Source organism: Synechococcus sp. BIOS-U3-1, assembly GCF_014279975.1.
Classification (GTDB): domain Bacteria; phylum Cyanobacteriota; class Cyanobacteriia; order PCC-6307; family Cyanobiaceae; genus Synechococcus_C.
The window spans coordinates 1,558,494-1,576,675 of sequence record NZ_CP047936.1; the positions used below are offsets into that span (position 1 = coordinate 1,558,494).

At 54.7% G+C, this 18,182-nt stretch carries 22 protein-coding genes and 1 pseudogene; 11 read left to right on the forward strand and 12 right to left on the reverse strand.

The genetic code is table 11. The annotated features are described in order from the left end of the window. Window positions 1-717, reverse strand: a complete 717-nt coding sequence (locus tag SynBIOSU31_RS08230; protein ID WP_186489081.1) for a class I SAM-dependent methyltransferase — start codon at window positions 715-717, stop codon at window positions 1-3. 165 nt (window positions 718-882) lie between these two features. On the opposite strand from SynBIOSU31_RS08230, the gene SynBIOSU31_RS08235 reads away from it, so the two are divergent. Together SynBIOSU31_RS08235 and SynBIOSU31_RS08240 are read left to right on the forward strand one after the other, a co-directional pair. Continuing rightward, window positions 883-2,319 carry a sulfatase-like hydrolase/transferase gene (locus tag SynBIOSU31_RS08235; RefSeq protein WP_186489083.1) on the forward strand — a complete coding sequence of 479 codons (1,437 nt, stop codon included), beginning with the start codon at window positions 883-885 and terminating at the stop codon, window positions 2,317-2,319. Then, a pseudogene (locus SynBIOSU31_RS08240) lies at window positions 2,316-3,188 on the forward strand (formylglycine-generating enzyme family protein). The gene SynBIOSU31_RS08235 and the pseudogene SynBIOSU31_RS08240 overlap by 4 nt, the downstream one beginning before the upstream one ends. Window positions 3,189-3,204: 16 nt before the next feature. Here the strand turns inward: SynBIOSU31_RS08240 and SynBIOSU31_RS08245 are convergent. Genes SynBIOSU31_RS08245 through SynBIOSU31_RS08255 form a run of 3 tightly spaced genes read right to left on the reverse strand, consistent with a single transcriptional unit; the run spans window position 3,205 to window position 8,046 of the window. After that, window positions 3,205-4,461: a saccharopine dehydrogenase NADP-binding domain-containing protein gene (locus SynBIOSU31_RS08245; protein ID WP_186489085.1), complete on the reverse strand. Its 1,257-nt coding sequence runs from the start codon at window positions 4,459-4,461 to the stop codon at window positions 3,205-3,207. 26 nt (window positions 4,462-4,487) lie between these two features. Then, window positions 4,488-7,592 carry an efflux RND transporter permease subunit gene (locus SynBIOSU31_RS08250; RefSeq protein WP_186489087.1) on the reverse strand — a complete coding sequence of 1,035 codons (3,105 nt, stop codon included), beginning with the start codon at window positions 7,590-7,592 and terminating at the stop codon, window positions 4,488-4,490. A gap of 46 nt (window positions 7,593-7,638) precedes the next feature. After that, entirely contained in the window at window positions 7,639-8,046 is a 408-nt protein-coding gene (locus tag SynBIOSU31_RS08255) for an efflux RND transporter periplasmic adaptor subunit (RefSeq protein WP_186489089.1), read from the reverse strand. Window positions 8,047-8,318: 272 nt separating this feature from the next. Between SynBIOSU31_RS08255 and SynBIOSU31_RS08260 the strand changes: the two genes are divergently transcribed. The 5 genes from SynBIOSU31_RS08260 to SynBIOSU31_RS08280 all read left to right on the forward strand — a co-directional run bounded on the left by SynBIOSU31_RS08260 (window position 8,319) and on the right by SynBIOSU31_RS08280 (window position 11,021). Then, window positions 8,319-8,483 carry a DUF3721 domain-containing protein gene (locus tag SynBIOSU31_RS08260; RefSeq protein ID WP_255477447.1) on the forward strand — a complete coding sequence of 55 codons (165 nt, stop codon included), beginning with the start codon at window positions 8,319-8,321 and terminating at the stop codon, window positions 8,481-8,483. Beyond that, window positions 8,480-8,752, forward strand: coding sequence for a hypothetical protein (locus SynBIOSU31_RS08265; RefSeq protein WP_186489093.1), 273 nt, complete (start codon window positions 8,480-8,482; stop codon window positions 8,750-8,752). The genes SynBIOSU31_RS08260 and SynBIOSU31_RS08265 overlap by 4 nt, the downstream gene beginning before the upstream one ends. Window positions 8,753-8,865: 113 nt before the next feature. Continuing rightward, on the forward strand, window positions 8,866-9,714 hold the full coding sequence (locus tag SynBIOSU31_RS08270; protein WP_186489095.1) for an acid phosphatase: 849 nt from the start codon (window positions 8,866-8,868) through the stop codon (window positions 9,712-9,714). Window positions 9,715-9,847: 133 nt separating this feature from the next. Beyond that, on the forward strand, window positions 9,848-10,759 hold the full coding sequence (locus tag SynBIOSU31_RS08275; RefSeq protein WP_186489097.1) for an alpha/beta hydrolase: 912 nt from the start codon (window positions 9,848-9,850) through the stop codon (window positions 10,757-10,759). Window positions 10,760-10,814: 55 nt separating this feature from the next. Continuing rightward, on the forward strand, window positions 10,815-11,021 hold the full coding sequence (locus SynBIOSU31_RS08280; protein ID WP_186489099.1) for a hypothetical protein: 207 nt from the start codon (window positions 10,815-10,817) through the stop codon (window positions 11,019-11,021). Window positions 11,022-11,056: 35 nt separating this feature from the next. Here SynBIOSU31_RS08280 and SynBIOSU31_RS08285 read toward each other — a convergent pair whose 3' ends face one another. The 6 genes from SynBIOSU31_RS08285 to SynBIOSU31_RS08310 form a co-directional block, all read right to left on the reverse strand. After that, entirely contained in the window at window positions 11,057-11,416 is a 360-nt protein-coding gene (locus SynBIOSU31_RS08285) for a CAAD domain-containing protein (RefSeq protein ID WP_186489101.1), read from the reverse strand. Window positions 11,417-11,932: 516 nt separating this feature from the next. Continuing rightward, window positions 11,933-12,166, reverse strand: coding sequence for a hypothetical protein (locus SynBIOSU31_RS08290; protein ID WP_186489103.1), 234 nt, complete (start codon window positions 12,164-12,166; stop codon window positions 11,933-11,935). Next, window positions 12,166-12,480 carry a hypothetical protein gene (locus SynBIOSU31_RS08295; RefSeq protein WP_186489105.1) on the reverse strand — a complete coding sequence of 105 codons (315 nt, stop codon included), beginning with the start codon at window positions 12,478-12,480 and terminating at the stop codon, window positions 12,166-12,168. The genes SynBIOSU31_RS08290 and SynBIOSU31_RS08295 overlap by 1 nt, the downstream gene beginning before the upstream one ends. 155 nt (window positions 12,481-12,635) lie before the next feature. After that, window positions 12,636-13,190 carry a chromate transporter gene (locus SynBIOSU31_RS08300; RefSeq protein ID WP_186489107.1) on the reverse strand — a complete coding sequence of 185 codons (555 nt, stop codon included), beginning with the start codon at window positions 13,188-13,190 and terminating at the stop codon, window positions 12,636-12,638. Continuing rightward, a complete protein-coding gene (locus SynBIOSU31_RS08305) occupies window positions 13,187-13,768 on the reverse strand; it encodes a chromate transporter (RefSeq protein ID WP_186489109.1) in 582 nt (193 codons plus the stop codon). The genes SynBIOSU31_RS08300 and SynBIOSU31_RS08305 overlap by 4 nt, the downstream gene beginning before the upstream one ends. Next, a complete protein-coding gene (locus SynBIOSU31_RS08310) occupies window positions 13,761-14,768 on the reverse strand; it encodes a phospholipase D-like domain-containing protein (RefSeq protein WP_186489111.1) in 1,008 nt (335 codons plus the stop codon). Before SynBIOSU31_RS08310 ends, SynBIOSU31_RS08305 begins: the two co-directional genes overlap by 8 nt. A 373-nt stretch (window positions 14,769-15,141) precedes the next feature. Between SynBIOSU31_RS08310 and SynBIOSU31_RS08315 the strand changes: the two genes are divergently transcribed. Further along, the gene (locus SynBIOSU31_RS08315) at window positions 15,142-15,543 is read left to right on the forward strand and encodes an OsmC family protein (protein ID WP_186489113.1); all 402 of its coding nucleotides are present in this window, start codon (window positions 15,142-15,144) and stop codon (window positions 15,541-15,543) included. Here the strand turns inward: SynBIOSU31_RS08315 and SynBIOSU31_RS08320 are convergent, their stop codons facing one another. After that, window positions 15,544-16,260, reverse strand: coding sequence for a 16S rRNA (uracil(1498)-N(3))-methyltransferase (locus SynBIOSU31_RS08320; RefSeq protein WP_186489115.1), 717 nt, complete (start codon window positions 16,258-16,260; stop codon window positions 15,544-15,546). It lies immediately after the preceding gene. Between the two features lie 150 nt (window positions 16,261-16,410). On the opposite strand from SynBIOSU31_RS08320, the gene SynBIOSU31_RS08325 reads away from it, so the two are divergent. Both SynBIOSU31_RS08325 and SynBIOSU31_RS08330 read left to right on the forward strand, forming a co-directional pair. Further along, window positions 16,411-16,656 carry a hypothetical protein gene (locus SynBIOSU31_RS08325; RefSeq protein ID WP_186489117.1) on the forward strand — a complete coding sequence of 82 codons (246 nt, stop codon included), beginning with the start codon at window positions 16,411-16,413 and terminating at the stop codon, window positions 16,654-16,656. Then, a complete protein-coding gene (locus tag SynBIOSU31_RS08330; protein ID WP_186489119.1) occupies window positions 16,653-16,934 on the forward strand; it encodes a hypothetical protein in 282 nt (93 codons plus the stop codon). The genes SynBIOSU31_RS08325 and SynBIOSU31_RS08330 overlap by 4 nt, the downstream gene beginning before the upstream one ends. A 3-nt stretch (window positions 16,935-16,937) precedes the next feature. Here SynBIOSU31_RS08330 and SynBIOSU31_RS08335 read toward each other — a convergent pair whose 3' ends face one another. Beyond that, window positions 16,938-17,765, reverse strand: a complete 828-nt coding sequence (locus SynBIOSU31_RS08335) for a dehydrogenase (RefSeq protein ID WP_186489121.1) — start codon at window positions 17,763-17,765, stop codon at window positions 16,938-16,940. A 142-nt stretch (window positions 17,766-17,907) separates the two neighbouring features. Between SynBIOSU31_RS08335 and SynBIOSU31_RS08340 the strand changes: the two genes are divergently transcribed. Next, complete coding sequence (locus SynBIOSU31_RS08340; protein ID WP_186489123.1) at window positions 17,908-18,102, forward strand: hypothetical protein; 195 nt, start codon at window positions 17,908-17,910, stop codon at window positions 18,100-18,102. The last annotated feature ends 80 nt before the right edge of the window (window positions 18,103-18,182 follow it).

Sequence of the window (18,182 nt, forward strand, 5' to 3'; positions counted from 1 at the left end):
TCAGTTGGGTCTCCAGCAAAGCCGATATCTCTCAGGCCAGTTGCGCTCCAGCACGGGATTGTGCAAACCAGCCTGGGCAGCGAGTTCGAGGATCTCCGAGGGAGTGAATGCCGCTTGAACTGAGAGTGGTCCGTCGTAATGCACCACCCAAGAACGGCTCAACAACCGGGTTCCAGCCCAAGCAAGTGCATACCCCAGACGGCTGCGGATCAGATCATCCACCAGCACAAGACGACGCGCCCTTGCAGCCATCACGGACAGCAGTCGCACCACCTCCGGAGGATCGAGGTGGTGAACGAACAGAGTGCAATAGACCACATCAAACGTTCTGTCTTCAGGTGGATTCAGTGCATCAGCAACAAACAATTCGACATTGCTGTTCTGCCTGGCGACATTGCGACGGGCGATGCGAATCGCCTCTGGGTTGAGGTCACAGGCGTGAACCGTCATCTTTAGCTGACGTCGTTGAGCCTGTGCTGCCAGCTCGATGGCGGTGTCAGCTCCTCCACAGGCCAGCTCCAGCACACTTAAAGACTCTGCAGGAGACTCCAGCGCCAGAGCCTCCAGATGCCGAAACAAGCCTGGAACGCAACGGCTGATGGCATTGATGCGACGTAAACCCCGAAGCGCCCGGTCATGTTCAGCTGGGTCCAATCCAGGTTGGTCCATCACCTCCGGCTTGCGATCTCGCAACATCGGGGCCTGGCCTGGAACCATGGGCCTGAACCAACAATTGATCAAAGCTAGGCGCCAGGCGACACCAACTGCTGCGCGCTGGTCTAATTCGAACGCATAGATCCCGTTTGTGCGCGATGGTCTTCGCCGTGAGAAGCGAGGCAAAAAAACGAGCTATCAGAACAACGAAAGTCTCTCGCTCACAACATGACAGGCTCCGTTGGAAATCTTGCCTGGAAAGCCGACACCGACCGCCCGAACATTGTTTTGATGTTGGCCGACAACATCGGCTTCGGAGACCTCGGCTGCTACGGCAGCGGCGGAGACCTCCGCGGTATGCCAACACCGCATCTCGATGATCTGGCGGAAAAGAGCCTGATGTTGACCCAGTTCTTCGTTGAGCCCGGCTGTACCCCGTCTCGGGCTGGATTGATGACCGGTCGATACAGCGTTCGGTCGGGACTCAACAGCATCATCGTCGCTGGAACACCCAGCACCCTGCAGGAAGGGGAGTTGACACTCGCGGAAATCTGCAAGGAGAACGGCTACTCCACAGGGATGGTTGGCAAATGGCATCTGGGTGAAGATGCGCAGAGCATTCCCACAAAGCAGGGATTCGATTCGTACCGCCTCGGCATTCTGGAAACGACAGACGCCACCCTCTATCCCCAGACCATGCGTCGCTCAGGGATGAGCGAAGAGCAGATCGAAGCAGCACAATCCCACATTTGGGAGTCGAATGATGACGGCAGTCTGCGCCGTGTTCGCCCTTATGACCTCGAGTATCGCCGTCACGTCGAAAGTGACATCGCCGATGCGGCAACGTCGTTTATCAAAGAGAAGTCTGCTGACGACGATCCTTTCTTTCTCTATGTCGGATGGTCCCACGTGCACTACCCGGAGGGAGCCCACAGCGATTTCGAGAATCGATCGTCATCCGGTCCCTACGGCGACATGCTCATGGAACACGACCACCGTGTAGGACAGGTTGTGGCCGCTGTTGAGGCGGCAGGAGTCCGAGATAACACGATCATCATCTACCTCTCCGACAACGGTCCGGTTCAGAACCAGGTGATCAGCACCGACTTCAAAGGCAGCTCGCCAGGACCCTTCCGGGGCGAAGTTGGCGACGTACTCGAGGGGTCCCTGCGTGTACCGGGAATGGTGTCATGGCCAGGCAATATTCCGGCGCGCAAGAGCAATGAAATGGTGTCAATTCACGATTTTGTGCCGACCATCGCAGGGATGCTGGGCTCCAAACTGCCGGACGATCGTGCTTACGATGGAGTTAATCAATGGACGTTCTTCGTTGGTGAAAGCGAGCAGTCGAATCGCGATCATCTGATCAGTTTCATCGGTGGTGAGATTGCAGCTGTGCGCTGGAAACAATGGCGTCTTTATCCCAAACAAGTGATCCAGTCGCAGACCAATCCCTCATCGCTCGGAGTCTGCGCCTATCGAGTTGAAGGAATGGGATACCCGTCAATCTTCCATATCGAGCGTGATCCCAGGGAGGAATTCAACGTGGTCGGAACATGTGCCTGGGTCTTGGGTCCATACATGAAAATCGTCGGCAATTATCTAACCTCCATTAAGGAGCATCCCAATCCTCCAACCTTCAGCATGACGTCGTTTCCGCAATGACGAAGCCGAGTGAATTGCAGTTGAACCCAATCGCGACGCAAGACCTTATTCACATTCGCGGTGGATCTCTACTGATGGGATCCGGCGCGTTTTACATCGAAGAATCACCAACAGCTGTGGTGGAGATCGACGATGTTCTGATCCAGTCGAAGCTGGTCACCAACGCGCAGTTCAGCCATTTCATAGCTGAAAGCGGTTATGTCACAACAGCAGAAAGCAACGACCGCCTGGGATCCGTCGTATTCGTTGGGACGACTGGACCCGTCGCTCTAGATGACTGGCGAAAATGGTGGGCTTGGGTTCCTGGCGCGAACTGGCTTCACCCCCAAGGGCCTGAATCGAACCTGGATGAGCAGATGCATCATCCCGTTGTGCATGTGTCCCTACACGACGCTCGGGCCTATGCGGACTGGGCCGGTCTGGCCCTCCCGCAGGAACCGGAATGGGAGTGGTGTGCTCGTGGGGGCCTTGAAGGAGCCACCTACACCTGGGGGGAGGAGCCCAATCAAGGTGAAACTCTCTTCGCCAACACCTGGCAGGGCGACTTTCCATTTGACAATCGTGGGGCCCATGGATGGAAAGGCACGTCACCAGTCGGAGCCTTTCCGGCCAATGGCTACGGCCTTTTCGACATGGCAGGAAACGTCTGGGAGTGAACGGAAAGTGCGTGGCAGGACATTCCTAGTGCACATTCCTGTTGCTCAGGATCAGCAGCCGGTGGTGACCTGAAAATCATCAAGGGCGGCTCGCACCTATGTTCCCCTCAGTACTGCCTCCGCTTCCGTCCAGCTGCCAGATCTCCTCAGGAATCCAGCGAAAGCACGAGTCACATCGGCTTCCGCTGCATCTCGCGGCACAGGCCAAAGTGATCACGTTGCTGACTGCTCAGATCTCCCAGATCAGAGCCTTCTCACTGGCCACGTTGAGAATGTTGCTGCGTGCCTTCGCCTGCAGCTCGGCCGGGTACCAGACACCTGCGGGGATGGTCTGCTCTGCGGACGAGAGTCCTGAACGCCCCCGCAACAGCTCCAATGCGAATGCCGCTGTGGCCTGACCCACACAATCTTCGAGATCCGCATGCACACAGCGCAGGGTGACCTGAGCAGGCATTCCTGAGCTGGCATCACCCTTCCTGAAAGCATCAACACGGATGGCATTGGTGGCTCCGACAAGCTTGTCGACCACCCTGATGAAGGGCATCGAAAACAACGCCAGGCCCTGCATCGCTGAGCGATTGAACAGCCAATCGCTCGGCAGCAGTTTCATGGCCGCGAACAAACTGTTCCAGACACCCGGCGCAGTGCCGAAACGCGAAGCGCAATTAGCAACAGCCAATGCTTCAACAGTGGTCGGCACATCGGGGTTGTCGAGCAGGAAGCAGGCGTGCCTGCCCACACCTGAACCAAAGTCAACGACCCGACGCTCAGTCCAGGGCTCTTTGAGCGTGAGACTGCCATCCAAATAGGTCAACACTTTGGTGGCCAGAAGCAGAAAGGTGGCACTCACGATGGTGGGCCCGGCACCACCGGTTCCGGCTGTGAAAAAGCTCAGCTCGATGCGTTCACAGCTCTCTGGACCTCCAAGCTGTTGTGCTGCCTCGATAGCCATCAGTGCGCTGACTCCGGGCCAGATGCCACAGGAGACCACCGCAGGGATCCCAGCAGCGGCAGCTTCACTCGAGAGCTCCTTGGCATGGCGACTGAGGGCAAATTCATCGCAAACATCGCAATACGGAACCCCTGCTGCGATGCAAGCCCTGAGTAGATCAGGTTGCGTACAACCCTGGAACGGTCCGGCCGTATGCACAACCAGCTTGACGCCACGGACGACGGCGACGAGCGAGTCGAAACCAGTCTCGAGATCCACTGACCTAAAAACGAGCTTCGGGAGGGCGAGACGATTCTGTACGGCCTCAAAATGGGCCCTGCTGCGACCGCCGATGGCAAGCCTGAGTGGCGCACTCGCGTTGCGACGGAGAGAGAGCTGATGGAGCCAACGCACTGTTGAGGCACCAACGCGCCCATTGCCACCGATCACGAGCACATCAATCGTCATTGACGACACCATCACAGCTGGCTGCCGAGCAAGACAAGCCACTAATGAATGAGCGGCATCCTTGGTGCGGCATCCTTGGCCCGCCATGGTTGCTGGACATGCCTCTAGATCGTTCAATCGATTGCATCAGCAAGCAGTCTTGAGCCAAAACGTGCATAAAGAGCAGGGATCATCACAAGCGTGAGCAGCGTTGAGGTGATCAGACCACCCAGCACAACAATTGCAAGCGGCTGCAGAATCTCGTTGCCGGCACCGAAGGCCAGAGCCAAAGGCAACATCCCTAGCGATGAGGTGAGGGCGGTCATCAGGATCGCGTTGAGACGCTCGATGGTGCCGGCCCGGATCAATTCCTTCAAACTCTCTCCCCTCTGATGACGTCGGTTGTAGTTATCAACCAGCAAAAGACCATTACGGACTGCCACGCCAAATAGAGTGATGAATCCGATCAGCGATGCCACAGAGAGCACGCTGCCACTGAGCAGTACGGCAACAAGGCCTCCAACCAGCGCAAGCGGCAGATTGAGCAGGATGGCAACCGTCGCCGGCAGAGACCGGACAGCCACCACCATCACTGCAGCGATGACAACAGCGGCCAGCAAGCTGTAGAGCACCAGAGAACGGCTGGCACGCTGTTCAGACTCAAACTGACCCCCGTAGCGCAGGGTATAGCCAGAGGGCAGTTTCACCGACTGCTCTACGCGGCGGCGGATGTCATTGACCACCGGCCCTAGCGGGCGACCGGCGACATTGGCTGAGACGACGATCCGCCTGGAGACATCTTCGCGATTGACCTCGTAGGGACCCGACGTCTGTTCGAAGGTCACGAAATCACCGAGTGGCTTCAATGCCCCAGATGCCGTTCGGATCGGCAGCTCCTGCAACGCCTGCAGGTCGCCCTGCTGCTCAGTGGGAAGGGTGACGACCAGAGGAACCTGAGCGCCGGAGGATGTCGTATTGCCAACGGCCGTTCCATGCAGGGCCACCTCAGTTGCCCGTGCCAGTGCTGCGACGCGGACTCCCTCACGCAGTGCCGCCTCGCGATCGATCTGAAGTTGGATCTGAGGTACCGGTAACTGTGGCTCCAGCTGCAGATCGACCACTCCGGAGACCTCGGCAACAGCATCGCGAACCTGCCCGCCGAGATCGCTCAGCTCCTGCAGATCAGGACCGGCGATTTTGATCGCGATAGCACTGCGTACCCCTGACAGCACCTCATCCATCCGATGGGAGATGAATCCACCCACATTGGGGGCCACACCAGGCAGGCCAACAAAAGCTTCACGGATGCGCGCGATCGCAGCAGGACGATCCCTCATCGCCTGATCACTCAGCTCAAGATCCACGTGGGCAATGTTCACTCCAGCACCATCGGCATCGCCTGGTGCACGACCAGCTCTCACCTGCACCCACTCCACATCGTCGCTGGACTGGAGCTGTTTGGAGAGAAGTCGACCGGCACGGCTGGTCATCTCTAGAGAAACACCGGGGTAAAGCACCATGGAGTTCACCAGTGACTGCTCCCGGAATTCAGGCAGGAAAACTCGGCCGAGACTGGGAAGAATCAACAAGGTGGCAATCACCACAGACACCGCCAGCACCAAAACCCGACGTGGGGATCGCAGGACAAGCTCAAGCAGCGGTTTGTAAACACGTTGAACACTGGATTCCACCCATGACGCACCTGCAGGCAGAGGAGCACGACTCAGTAGCAAGGCGCAAAGGGCCGGTGACAAGGTGAGCGCAACAGCTGTTGAGGCAACAATCGACAGCACATAGGCGATTCCCATCGGCATGAAAATGCGCCCCTCCACACCACTAAGGGTGAAGATCGGTGCGAACACCACAACGATGATCAAAGTGGAGAACAGCACGGGTTTTCGCACTTCCACCGAGGTGTTGAACACCACCTCAAGCGGATTCAACGGCTGGGCCTGAAGTCGATTGCGACGCAGCCCCCGATAACAGTTCTCCATATCGACGATGGCATCGTCGACAACGGAACCAATTGCCACCACCAGACCACCGAGAGTCATCGTGTTGAGGTGAAGGCCGAACCCACGCATCAATAACAGCCCAACGAGCAGGGAGAGTGGAATGGCGCTGAGAGCGATCAAGGCTGTACGCCAGTTCATCAAAAACAGCAGAAGCACTACGGCAACAATCAACACTCCAAGCAGGAGCGATTCACTGACATTGCGGATGGCAATCTCGATAAACTTCGACTGACGGAAGGTCTGAGTGACCGAGACATCTGCAGGAAGCGACGACTGAAGACGGCGCATGGTGTCTTCAACAGCGCGTGTCAGCTGAGGCGTATCCACATCAGGCTGTTTGTTGATCATCAGCACAACAGCCGGTCGTCCGTTGAGGCTGGCCTCGCCACGACGCAGCGCTGCTCCGGATCTCACCTCTGCAACCAATCCCAGGGGAATGGCACGGCCATCACCCGCACGCACAACGGAACGCGTGATGTCATCGGCATTAGTGATGGCATGGTCGCTGAGGATGAGACGTTCCTGACCACCAGAAATCTGCACCCCACCGCGACCATTGAACTGAGCATTACCAGCGGCTTCAAGCAGCTCATTCAAGGCGACATCCTGATCCTGCAGAGCCTTGAGATCAAGCTGCAACTCGGTCTGAGGACTGTCCCCCCCATAGATCGTGACCTGCGCCACTCCAGCAATGGCAAGCAGTGAGTGTTCATAGGTGCGCTGCACGATGCTGCGCAGTTGCAAGGTCTGCTCGAGCGAAGCGTTCTCCGGAAGCGTGAATGCGTATTGAAGAATCGTTCCCAGAGGTGAAAGCAACGGCGAAATTGCCGGAGCCTCCGCCGATTCGGGAAGCTGCATCCGAACTCGCTGCAAACGTTCCGACACCGCCAGCCGGGCACGCTCCAAGCTGGCCGAATCATCAAACACCACCTGCACCATCGACAGACCAGGTTTGGACGCGGATCGAACCAGATCAACCCCTCTCAAACCGTTCACAGCCGCCTCGATCGGCTCACTGATCTGACGCTCGACCTGTTCAGGTGCCAAACCGGGTGCGACGGTCTGAATTTCGACCTGAGGCGGTGCAAAGGGCGGGAACACATCCAGTGGCATCTGCAGAACATTGATCACGCCAAGGAGGCTGATCAGCAAGCAGCTGATCAGAACTAGCCATCTGCGGGCGATTGACCAGCGCAGAATGTCATTCAGCAGATTGTTGAACATCGATGAACTCTTGAATCGCCAAACGACAAAAAGAAGCTGAGCAGGTTCAACGTTTGTTCTTCTGCGATTCGGCGAAGATCGACAAAGCACCGGAGACGACAATCTGCTCGTCTGCCGTTACACCCTTGAGAACCACCGTGCGATCAACAGAAACGGAACCGAGTTTGATGACAACCGGGTCGTAGGTGGTTCCACTGAAAACGAAGACATAGGGCTCTCCATTCGCCTTGACAATGGCAACGTTCGGCACACTCAACTGACCGTTGGCCTCGACCTTGGGCTTTTCAGAGACGATTCCGAGCAACTGATCGCGGTTGGGGTTGGCCTGCACCTGGCCCACGGCACCGGTCTGGACAAATTCATCGCCATGACCGGCGTGAGCCAACACTGGAGCCGTAGAGAAACCGCTGATACCGGCCAGGGCTGCCATACACATCAAAGCGAGAGCGCGCATGCAAAATCCGTCGTTGTCTTCATTGTGGTGAGAATGATTATCAGTGGCCACTTTTGTGACATCACACAGACAAGCCCGCTGCGACAAAAAGCCTCAAAGCAGCTTCAACAATGCCCAGTCCATGCTCAGCTCAGGCAAGATTGGCTCAGTCCAAGCCGACTGCACTCGGCGAGAGGGTCTGAACCTCAATCTGAATCATGGCTTTTTCAGCGTTGGCGATTGCCTGGACGACGGTAGTTGTCATCTCTGGGGTTGGCATCTCTGACTTCGTGATGCCTGGCTCTGCACGAGCCCACAGCAAAGGCCTCTACGCAACAGAAGCCGAAGCACGCCAACGTGCTGAACAGATCGGCTGCAACGCTGTGCATGAAAACAACGGTCGCTGGATGCCCTGCGCAAATGAGCGTGAACTGCATCAACAGCTGCGCAAGCAATGAAGCGCGGCCTTAGTTCACAACGGAAAGCGCGGCGCATTCACCGCTGGCTCGTTCCGATCGCAGCAGCACCATTGCTCATCACAGCGATCAGTGGCTCGCTATACAGCGTTTTACTGGAACAGGGTATCGATGCATTCTGGTTACTTAAGGTCCACACCGGCAGGTTCGGCATGCTGAACCTGCAGTCGTTTTATCCAGCGCTACTGGGAGTGTTCACCATTGTGATCACAGCATCAGGAGTCACGCTGCTGATCAAGCCTCGCAACTAACAATCCATTAAAGCAATTACTGATCCGTTCAGTGCAAATCTGCCGGTCTGATAGTTGGGACAGAGCCTCCAGAATTGCTAAGCCGTAAACAAACAAACGATCAACATCCACCAATGCGTCGATTCGCTTACAACTGCGCCACGATCGGGTTAATTGCAGGCATCAGCGTTGCAGGTCTGCCAGCGGGAGCACAGACACCCACTTACTGCGAACCGGATATTGGCTCACCAGCGAATCTCAAAATAATTAAGCATGGGCTTCTCGAGGGTTATCTGGCATCCGATGCCGTACCCAACTCCCTAAGGCTGCTTCCCCCACATCCCAAACAGGGGTCTCTGGCCTACGACCTTGATGTTGCCAATGCTGAATCAACCTTCCCACTTCAAGGCACACCACGCTGGGAAGTCGCGGCGATCGATGCCAATCTGCATTTTCCTGAGGCTGCAGCGATCTATTCATGCGCTGTTGGGGTGCCGATCACCAAGGACGGGACGCCAAGGCTCTACACCCTGCTGCAGCGCACACTGACCGATGCCGGTCTGGCGACTTACAAGGCCAAAAACAACTACAAACGCCCAAGGCCGTTCATGGTCAACGGCAAACCAATCTGCACTCCGGATGATGAGACTGAGCTCAGAGGCGATGGCTCCTATCCCTCCGGCCACACCGCAGCTGGATGGGCATGGGCCCTGGTTCTCAGCGAGATCGCACCAGAACGGCGCGATGCAATCCTGGCAAGAGGAATCGAGTATGGAAAGAGCCGCTACATCTGCAATGTGCACTGGCTGAGTGATGTGCAAGCCAGCCAGATCATCGCCTCAGGCACCGTGGCTCAATTGCAGAATGATCCGGTCTTCCGCGCTGATCTAAGAGCCGCAAAAGCGGAGGTCCAGACATTGCGTCTTCAGGGGCTGACCCCCAACGGAGACTGCGGCTTGGAGAGAAGAGCTTTTCAACCCTGAGGTTGAGCTCCTGCTTGAAACCGATCAGGCCACTCGCCCATACCGTCGGCAAATCTTTGCAACATCCATCGGGAGATCTCTGCATCAGACCGAAGCTTGAGCCATGCCATAAGTCGATGACATTGACGTCACCATGAATCTTCGTTCCCGGATCGGTGGTGATCCCGAAAATGTGCAGATCCACCTAAACGACCGCGACGTCCGCGTCACACTTGAGCGTCGTGGCCCAGAGAACGGCGACCTCTGGCTGCTGCTGCCGGCATTGAGCACCGTATCGACCCGGGGCGAGTGGCATGACTTTGCCGATGCCATGGATGAACGCTGTCAGCTGGTGAGCTTCGATTGGCCGGGGTTTGGAGATAGCGAACGTCCAGCAATGCCCTACGACGCGAACGTTCTTCGTGAGGCTCTTAGCGGCATTCTTCAACACCTACAACGCGCTGATCTGGACAAGATCAATGTTGTAGCCGCTGGCCACAGTGTTCCCATCGCTCTCGGTTTAGCCGAGCAATACTCACAGCAATGGGCACAGTTGGTTGTGGTTGCACCCACATTCCGAGGTCCGCTTCCAACCATGACCGGTCGAGCAGGGCAGAGCTTCAACTGGGTGAGACAGCTGGTGGGATTACCAGTCGTAGGACCACTTCTCTATCGACTCAACACCAGCCGCCCGATCCTGAAACTGATGCTGCGTCGCCATGTCTGGATCAACCGCAACCTTTTGACGCCTCAACGTCTGCGGGAACAGCAACAGATCAGTCGGCAGCCGGGAGCTCGTTTTGCGAGCGTAGCTTTTGTCACTGGCGGCCTGGATGCAGCCGCAGACTCTCAGTGGTGGCTTGTGCAGACTCAGCGCCTGCACTGTTCTCTGCATGTGGTGCTGGCCAACGAAGCACCTCCTCGCTCCAAACAGGAAATGTTGACGCTGGCAGACAAAGCAAATCGTGTCACGGATCTCAATGGTCGCCTGGGGCTTCATGAGGAATTTGGCCGCTTGCTGGCCGAGGCAGTCGGCGCCAACGAAACAGGCATGCAAAAGCCTTAAAATGGAACCACATCTGCAATAACGCAGCACTGGTTCACCCTCTTCTGTACTCGCCATGGCATCCTTCACCTGGAATGAATCCACCCTGTCCGCAGATTGCGGAACTCTCGAAGACATGGCGGCACGTTTCGAAGACACCGCTGCACTGATGAGGCGTCTCGCTCAGACCGGATTCGCTGTTAAGCAGCAAGAAGGATCCAGAAAGATCATCCACGCGAACAACGAAATTTTTGAAAGCTTCGGTTTTGTCATCGAAGATTAAAAGACACATCATTCAGGTCGAAACAAACAAACCATTCATTCCGACCCACCAAGTAGATCTTTTTTTAATGCCGCGATCCGAGCGAACACCTCTGCTCGTCGATGTTGCAACAATAAATTTGACGTAATCAAACGCACAACAGCAACCAGGCCAATCAGTTCGGACACTCCCTGGAACAAACCACCCACAATGGGTAGATGATTCACCGAACCCAAAAATGTAGCAATAAATGACAGCAGCAGGCCAAGAATTACGGAGCCAAAGACAATCAGAAAGATCGGGTAAATCTGCTTGAAACCCTCGAGATTCAACTGTTTTAATGACTCCAAGCCAAGCAAAAGTTGTTGAATGAGGTGAGATACCGACAGTTCATTTCCATGATCTTCTGCCTCCAAGGATGAGGATGCTTCAACAGCGCTCAGCGGAGACTTGGCAATCTCAACACTTTGAACCTCTTCACCCTGAGTGGGATCAAGACCGAGATTCAGCTCAGATGCATCAACAGGTTCCTTGAATGGGAAGCCACCACTGTTGCCAAGACTTTCACCCACCTGCACACCTCAGAGACGAAGTTGCCAATATGCGTGAAACGAACAGGCGCACGACACTTAATTCAGCAAACAAAAACTCTCATTACAAAACTCATCAAGACAGGACAAATAAAACACAATGCTCAATGATTACTGCAACAAATATCCATCCTGACCACTTGTGCTACCGAGCCGCAGCGCAAAAAGAAAGAATTGAAAGCGGGATTGAGATGTAGATCTCCACAACAGACATCATCGCGAAACCGCCAACGGCAGCGTTGAACTTACGCTGTCTGCAGCAGTGATCGATCATTGGCGAGGTCGCCGGCGGCCGCGCTGATCGAAGCCTCAAAGAAAGCTCAGACCTCGATCACCAACTCGTCATGACTCGGTTAATGATGCAGCGTGAAAATTCCAGCTATCACCGTCCTCTAACCACAGCTCCCAAGTCATCGCCGTTCCATCACGTAGACGCAACCGACCACCAAAGCCGGCAGGAGAGGGTTGGTAGAGATCGGATAGCTCGATAACGGTGTCGCCATCTCGCGTCAGCAACAGTTCAACACGCCGTCCGATTCGTTCGGACAGGTCGTGACGCAGCTCATCAACGGTCATCAATCAGCAACGCTGAAATCAAGCACGAGGTCACCAAGATCCTCCCGGCTGATGGTGAAGGCAAAGCCATCGACCGTGCCACGCCAGACACCTGCAGCAGCATCGGCAGCCGTGCCCTCCAGCCGCTCAACCTTGTGATCGAAGAGAACAGAAAAGCAGTGAGACGCCACACGAGCAGCCTGGTCCTCATCCATCTCATCGAGCTCATGCCCCTGAACGGAACATCCTTCCAGCAGTTCGGCATCAATCACATTGCCGCCACCAACGTCGGCGACGAGAGCCTGCAACCCGGCAAGTTCGCTGTTGTCTGTCATGTCGTCATTGTCCACGAAGGACAGGCCTTAACAAGGAAGTGCAACAGGGTTATAGCCATCAGATGACGTAAGAATCAGCCGGAGACGAACCGATACAGCGCCCGGCGCAGAAATCATGGCTCCAGACGATTTTGAAAACGGATCATTCCTGCAGATCAGCGCACGAACCCGAGCACACCGGCAAGGCCACAGATCCCAATAAACACAAGGGGGGAAATTTTTGTCTTCAAAACAAAGAAGCAAACCATGAACGAGAGTCCGTAAGCGATCAAGCTGTGATTGGCTGTTCGCAGGATCGTGACGCTCACAGAGAACAGGATGCCGAGCGTCACTGGCCCGAGCCCCCTTTCAAAAGCCATCCGCCATGGAGAGTCACGCCAGCGGTTCCAATAAACCGATGCAATCAGCATGACCACTGTGGAGGGCAGCAGAATGGCAAGCTCTGCTGAATATCCAGTAACTAGAGCCCACGCCGGTCCGTGCTTCCAGCCCGCTCCAAGACCCAGAAGACCCACAAACATGGAACTTGGCCCAGGTGCTGCCTCGGCCAATCCATAAAGGTCAGAGAATTGACGATTGGTGAGCCAGCCGAATGTTTCCACGACCTCATGGTGATAGGCCTGCAGGAGAGTGTTACCCCCACCAATCGAAAACAATGAAAGCTTGAGAAAGGTGCACACCACATGCCACCAGGTTTCGATCGCAGTCATCGACGTTGTCCTCGAGGCCAGTACAAACTCATCGAAATCGCCCCTGAAACCAGGACCACTGGAATCAAGGGAAACTTAAAGCCCTGAAGGCAGACAAAAACAATCCCCGCAATAGCCAGGGCAAGATAATCTTTTTTATAGACATCCAATATTTTGAATCCCATGGACAGTGCCATGCCTGCGGCAGCGGCAGCCAGGCCAGCAAGAAGACGGTTGACCTCAGAGATGGCACTGACCTGAAAATAGATCAGGCCTAAAACCATCAACAAAGTAAAAGGAAAAAGAATGATCCCAGCTATTGCAGCCAAGGATCCAGGAACACCTTTAAAAATTGAGCCGATGTATACCGACATATTGATCTGATTCGGTCCTGGGAAAAGACGCGCAACAGTCAATCCCGTGACAAACGATTCAGACGTCATCCAATGACGTCGCTCAACAATGATCCGGTGACTCCAGAGTGACATTCCTCCACCAAAGGCAGAGAAAGCAACCTGCATCATGCAAACAAAAAGCTCAAGGAGACCTGGGTTTGCAGTTTGCTCCAGCTGCAAACCGGTGTCGGTGGTATCACTCATGAATAAAATTCGGATCCGGTGACAATTCCCCATGGTCATGCAGGGAAGGATCGAGAGGATCGGGGGCGATGTAGTCCTTAGCTTCATGCCAATCGGACTCAAAGATTTGGCAACAGCGTGCAATCACCTCTGGCGCATCTGTTTCCATTCCCAACTCTCGACGAATATCAAATGCACTCCTATCAATATTCATTGACCCAATTACAGCCGATTTCTTGTCAACAATGATCATCTTGGTGTGCAGCTTAAGGTGTTTCTGCCGGCGAATTTTCACCCCGAAACGCGACATTACACGTAAATTTCCGAATGTATCGTAGATATCCCAGTCGGAAATCCCATGTTTGCCACCACACAACAGGTGTACCTTGACACCCCTTACACAAGCTTCAACAATCCGATCAAGAATGACGGCATCAACAAATTTGGGATGTTGGACCCATAAATGCGTCGTTGAGGAATCAATCAGCTTCGCCAACTGACCACGGCTATGCAGATTGCTCCACACAAGCCCAACCGTTAGATCAGGCTTGAATTCAACATTGTTCCAATCAGCATCAAAACCAGCAATAACCTGCTTTATCGCATCTTTATTATAAGTTACCAACCCGTGATCTCTTGTTTGAGTGAAGTATTTTTCAGCCAAATTAAATGTAGCAACTAAAGCAAATTCATCATCAACAACAATTGATTTTTCATGAGTCACCGGGAAGGACTCACTCGTCCAGCGCACATCAATCCCTGATTTCTTAAAAAGTTCAAAAGCCTCGTCATTCCATCGATCCCCACCCGATGTGTGAGGGTTCAACATGATCTGCACTTTCACCCCACGATCATGGGCATCCTGCATCGCCTTGATCACAGCAGGAGCCTGCAGCTTGAATTGCTTGATACGCAAGCTCTTTTTCGCCGACGCGAGCAGATCAAGAACCGCCTGCTCACCGTCATCAGGCATCACAAGCAAACGTTGTTGATGCCCGAGACTCGTGACTCCAGTAGCCATATCGCCTTCCCGTTTAAATTGGCAGTATTGACTCTTACAAACTAGCCACAAGAAAAAATCTGGCCAAGTGTCCTTTGGAAGCGGAATCGGAATATTTATAGCACCACATCAAATTTGAAAATTTGAAAACCATAGCTCCAATACAAATCGGATGCCATGGACATGGCAATGACAACCAATAGCCCATGACCCTTTGATGATCAAAAGATCAGATCAGCGAAATCATCATCAACGGATGAACCACAGGCACGAGCTACGCAACAACCACATTCCTATGAGTTAACAAGTGATGTACTCATTGTGAGCACAACACAAAGGAATGACCGATCATCGATTGTGCTGCCAACTTGAACAAACCACCTGGAAGCATTTCATGCCCACTGTGTCCTGTCGGTATAGCGGTGAACTGCGATGTGAAGCCATCCATCATGGCTCTGGTGCTGTGTTGTTGACCGATGCCCCGGTCGATAACGCTGGCAAAGGGGAAGAGTTCTCGCCAACCGACCTACTAGCCACATCGGTGGCAACCTGCATGCTCACCATCATGGGAATCACGGCTAAGAGCAGGAAGTGGTCCATTGAAGGGAGCACTGCCGATGTCGACAAACTCATGAGCGAATCAAGTCCCCGCAAAGTGGAGAAGCTGCGAGTGCATCTGAAACTGCCCCAGCAACTCAGCGACGAACAGCGCGCACTGTTGCAACGCGTTGCAGAGCAATGTCCCGTAAAGCGGAGCCTTGATCCTTTGATTGAACTGGAGCTGATCTGGAGCTAATCACAACGTCAAACCCTGCGCCAGCACTGCCGGCAGGGCAGTATCAACGCTGAGGATGCGTTCGCCCAGATGGACCCGCTGTGCCACAACCGATGTCGCAAGCTCGATTTCAAAAGGCACAAATCCTCCCTCCGGACCGATCATGACCAGAGCAGGTACCGCTGGGGTCTGCGACAGGGACATTGGGGCTCCCTTGTCGGTGATCCAGCAGGGACGGCCGTTGCAAAGCTGAGGCAACTGGTCCTCCAGAAAGGGGCGGAAGCGTTGATGGCAGTGCACCACCGGAGCGATGGTGTCCTGCGAGCGTTCCATCCCCGCAACCAAAGCCTCCTTGAGTTTTGCCTTCGACAGCAAAGGGGACTGCCAATAACTTTTGTCGACCCTGGCACTGTTGATCAGATGCAGATTAGAAACTCCAAATTCGGCGACAGTTCGCAAAATTCGCCGCAGCATTTTCGGTCGAGGAAGTGCCAAAACAATGTCGAAGCGATGCCTAGGGGGCGGTGATTGCATCAACTGCACCGTCAAGGTCACACCCGCATCATCAATGACATCGACCCGAGCCTTCCCCTGAGCACCGCCGAATAACCCAACCCGAAGCGTGTCCCCGACAACCGCTCGCAGAACCGAACGGATGTGTTGAGCTCGGCGACCATTGGCCAAAAAGCAGCTGGTTCCTGACCAGGCATCATCGGCATAAAGCAAGATCAGATTCATGCTGATCGTTGATGAAAGGCTTGGAGATTTGCATTCCCGGTCATCAATTGCATGCAGTCCGACAGTCTCCGGTCAAGAACAAAAGCGGTGAACCGAACAGTTCAGCTCGGCAATCACACCCTCCGATGAGTTGATGATCTGGTTTCAATCGTGGACAGTATCACTATGCAGAATACGCAAAACAGCAACAGAACAAACACGCTCAAAGACTCTGAATCACTGCTGGACTTGCTCAGTGAGCGCCTACTCCTCTGGGATCGTCAGGACGCGGCGCATGCAGCCGGTGAATGGCATCAGACACTTACTCTGGAGCAATCCATTCGATCCATCTCCCCTCGTATCCGACAGGCCATGGGTCTTCTCGTGAGCACACGAGACGGGAGCTCTGAACTTTGAGGCTGAGTGATGTCGTCGCCAATCATGGCTTTGCTCCATGCAACCTGGGGACAATTGACAATGCACGTCTCTACCAACGCGAGCACGACGATGGGGTCCTGGAACTGCTCTGCATTCAGAAGATCGGAGCCGAGATGCGAGTTGATCGTCAACCGCTGATTCCCCTTGTCATCGATGGACAACTCACCATGCCTGTTTTTCTTCCGGTAGGGAACGCAGTCTCAGATCAGCGCATACCGACGGACCGCCTTGAGGACTACCTCAACACCACTCTCTGATCGCTAACGACAGTACGCCGCGATTTCTGTTGTCGGCTGGCAGATCGCCCTCAGAGAGGGACCTTGTTCCAGACCATCACGCAGTGCTGAAACAACGCGTTTAGCAATCCTGTCCAGAGTCAGCTTGCGTTGTTGTGGGTCGCGCAATCCCCGCTCCAGAGCCCCCTCAAGCTTGCCAATTTCCAACATCGACACACCCCTGCGAGGTGCGCCCAACATGCCGCGATAGTCGTAGGGATAAGCCCCAAATTCCTTCGCTAAGGCTTCGTCCATCACAGAAAAACCGAACGCGACGGCTGGGATGATTCCCGCTCCAATGCCATGTGGTGAGTAGGCGTCGTAATGGATTTCCATGACATAGCCCCCCTCCGACGCGTGTTGTTGACCCACGGACCAGTTGGTGCGTGGATCCTGCACATTACGGATGGTGCGTACACCGGGGTCATAGAAGCTGATGTTCAGACCCTGCTTTGTGCCTTCAGCCACCACAGCCCTAGCGGTGCGCAGGTTCCAATAAAGCTCGTCCGTGATGCCCGATTGCATCGGAGCCGCTCCAGCAACACCGACCGCCCAGCCTGGTGTTCCAGAGCCATACATGCGCTGCGAATCGGCATGACCCGCCAGAACCAAAATCGACAACCCCTCCTTGGGCATGCGGTCACCGACCCAGTTCTTGCCACGGCCAGGCGTCAGAGGAAGCCGCGGAAGCTGTAGCCGCGACTTCTCAGGTTGCACCGGTTTCATGCTGTCAAGCAATTCCATCAAGCCGGCACCTGATACCGGAGCAGGAAGCAGCAGGAAGCCCCCTAGGAGCCAAGCGATGCGACGCATGGGATTCAACATGGTTGACCATGGTGCCTGGATTGGCTCAATCCGTCACCCCCTCTTGGATGATCCAAGAGCTCAAGCAATCCACCCCAGCAATCATCAAGACAAATGTTGCTATCTCAAGAGCAGGAACCAACCCAATGACATGGCTGATCTGAGCGCACTGTTGATGGCATTGATTTGGCCAGGAGTCCTTCTCATCTCAGTACTGGTCATCAGCAGGACCATGCTCGTTGTGGCAAGGAGTGGAATCCGCGTAGAAATTTTCACCCGTGAGCCGATTCTGATCAGTACAGGACGCGCACCTCTTCGCGCAGAAGTTGGAAAAGTCAGGATCTGATCCTGTTGATTCGCACCGATCACAACCCAGCCCGCATCCCCCCTGAAACGCCAACCAAGGCGTATCAAAAGACACGCATA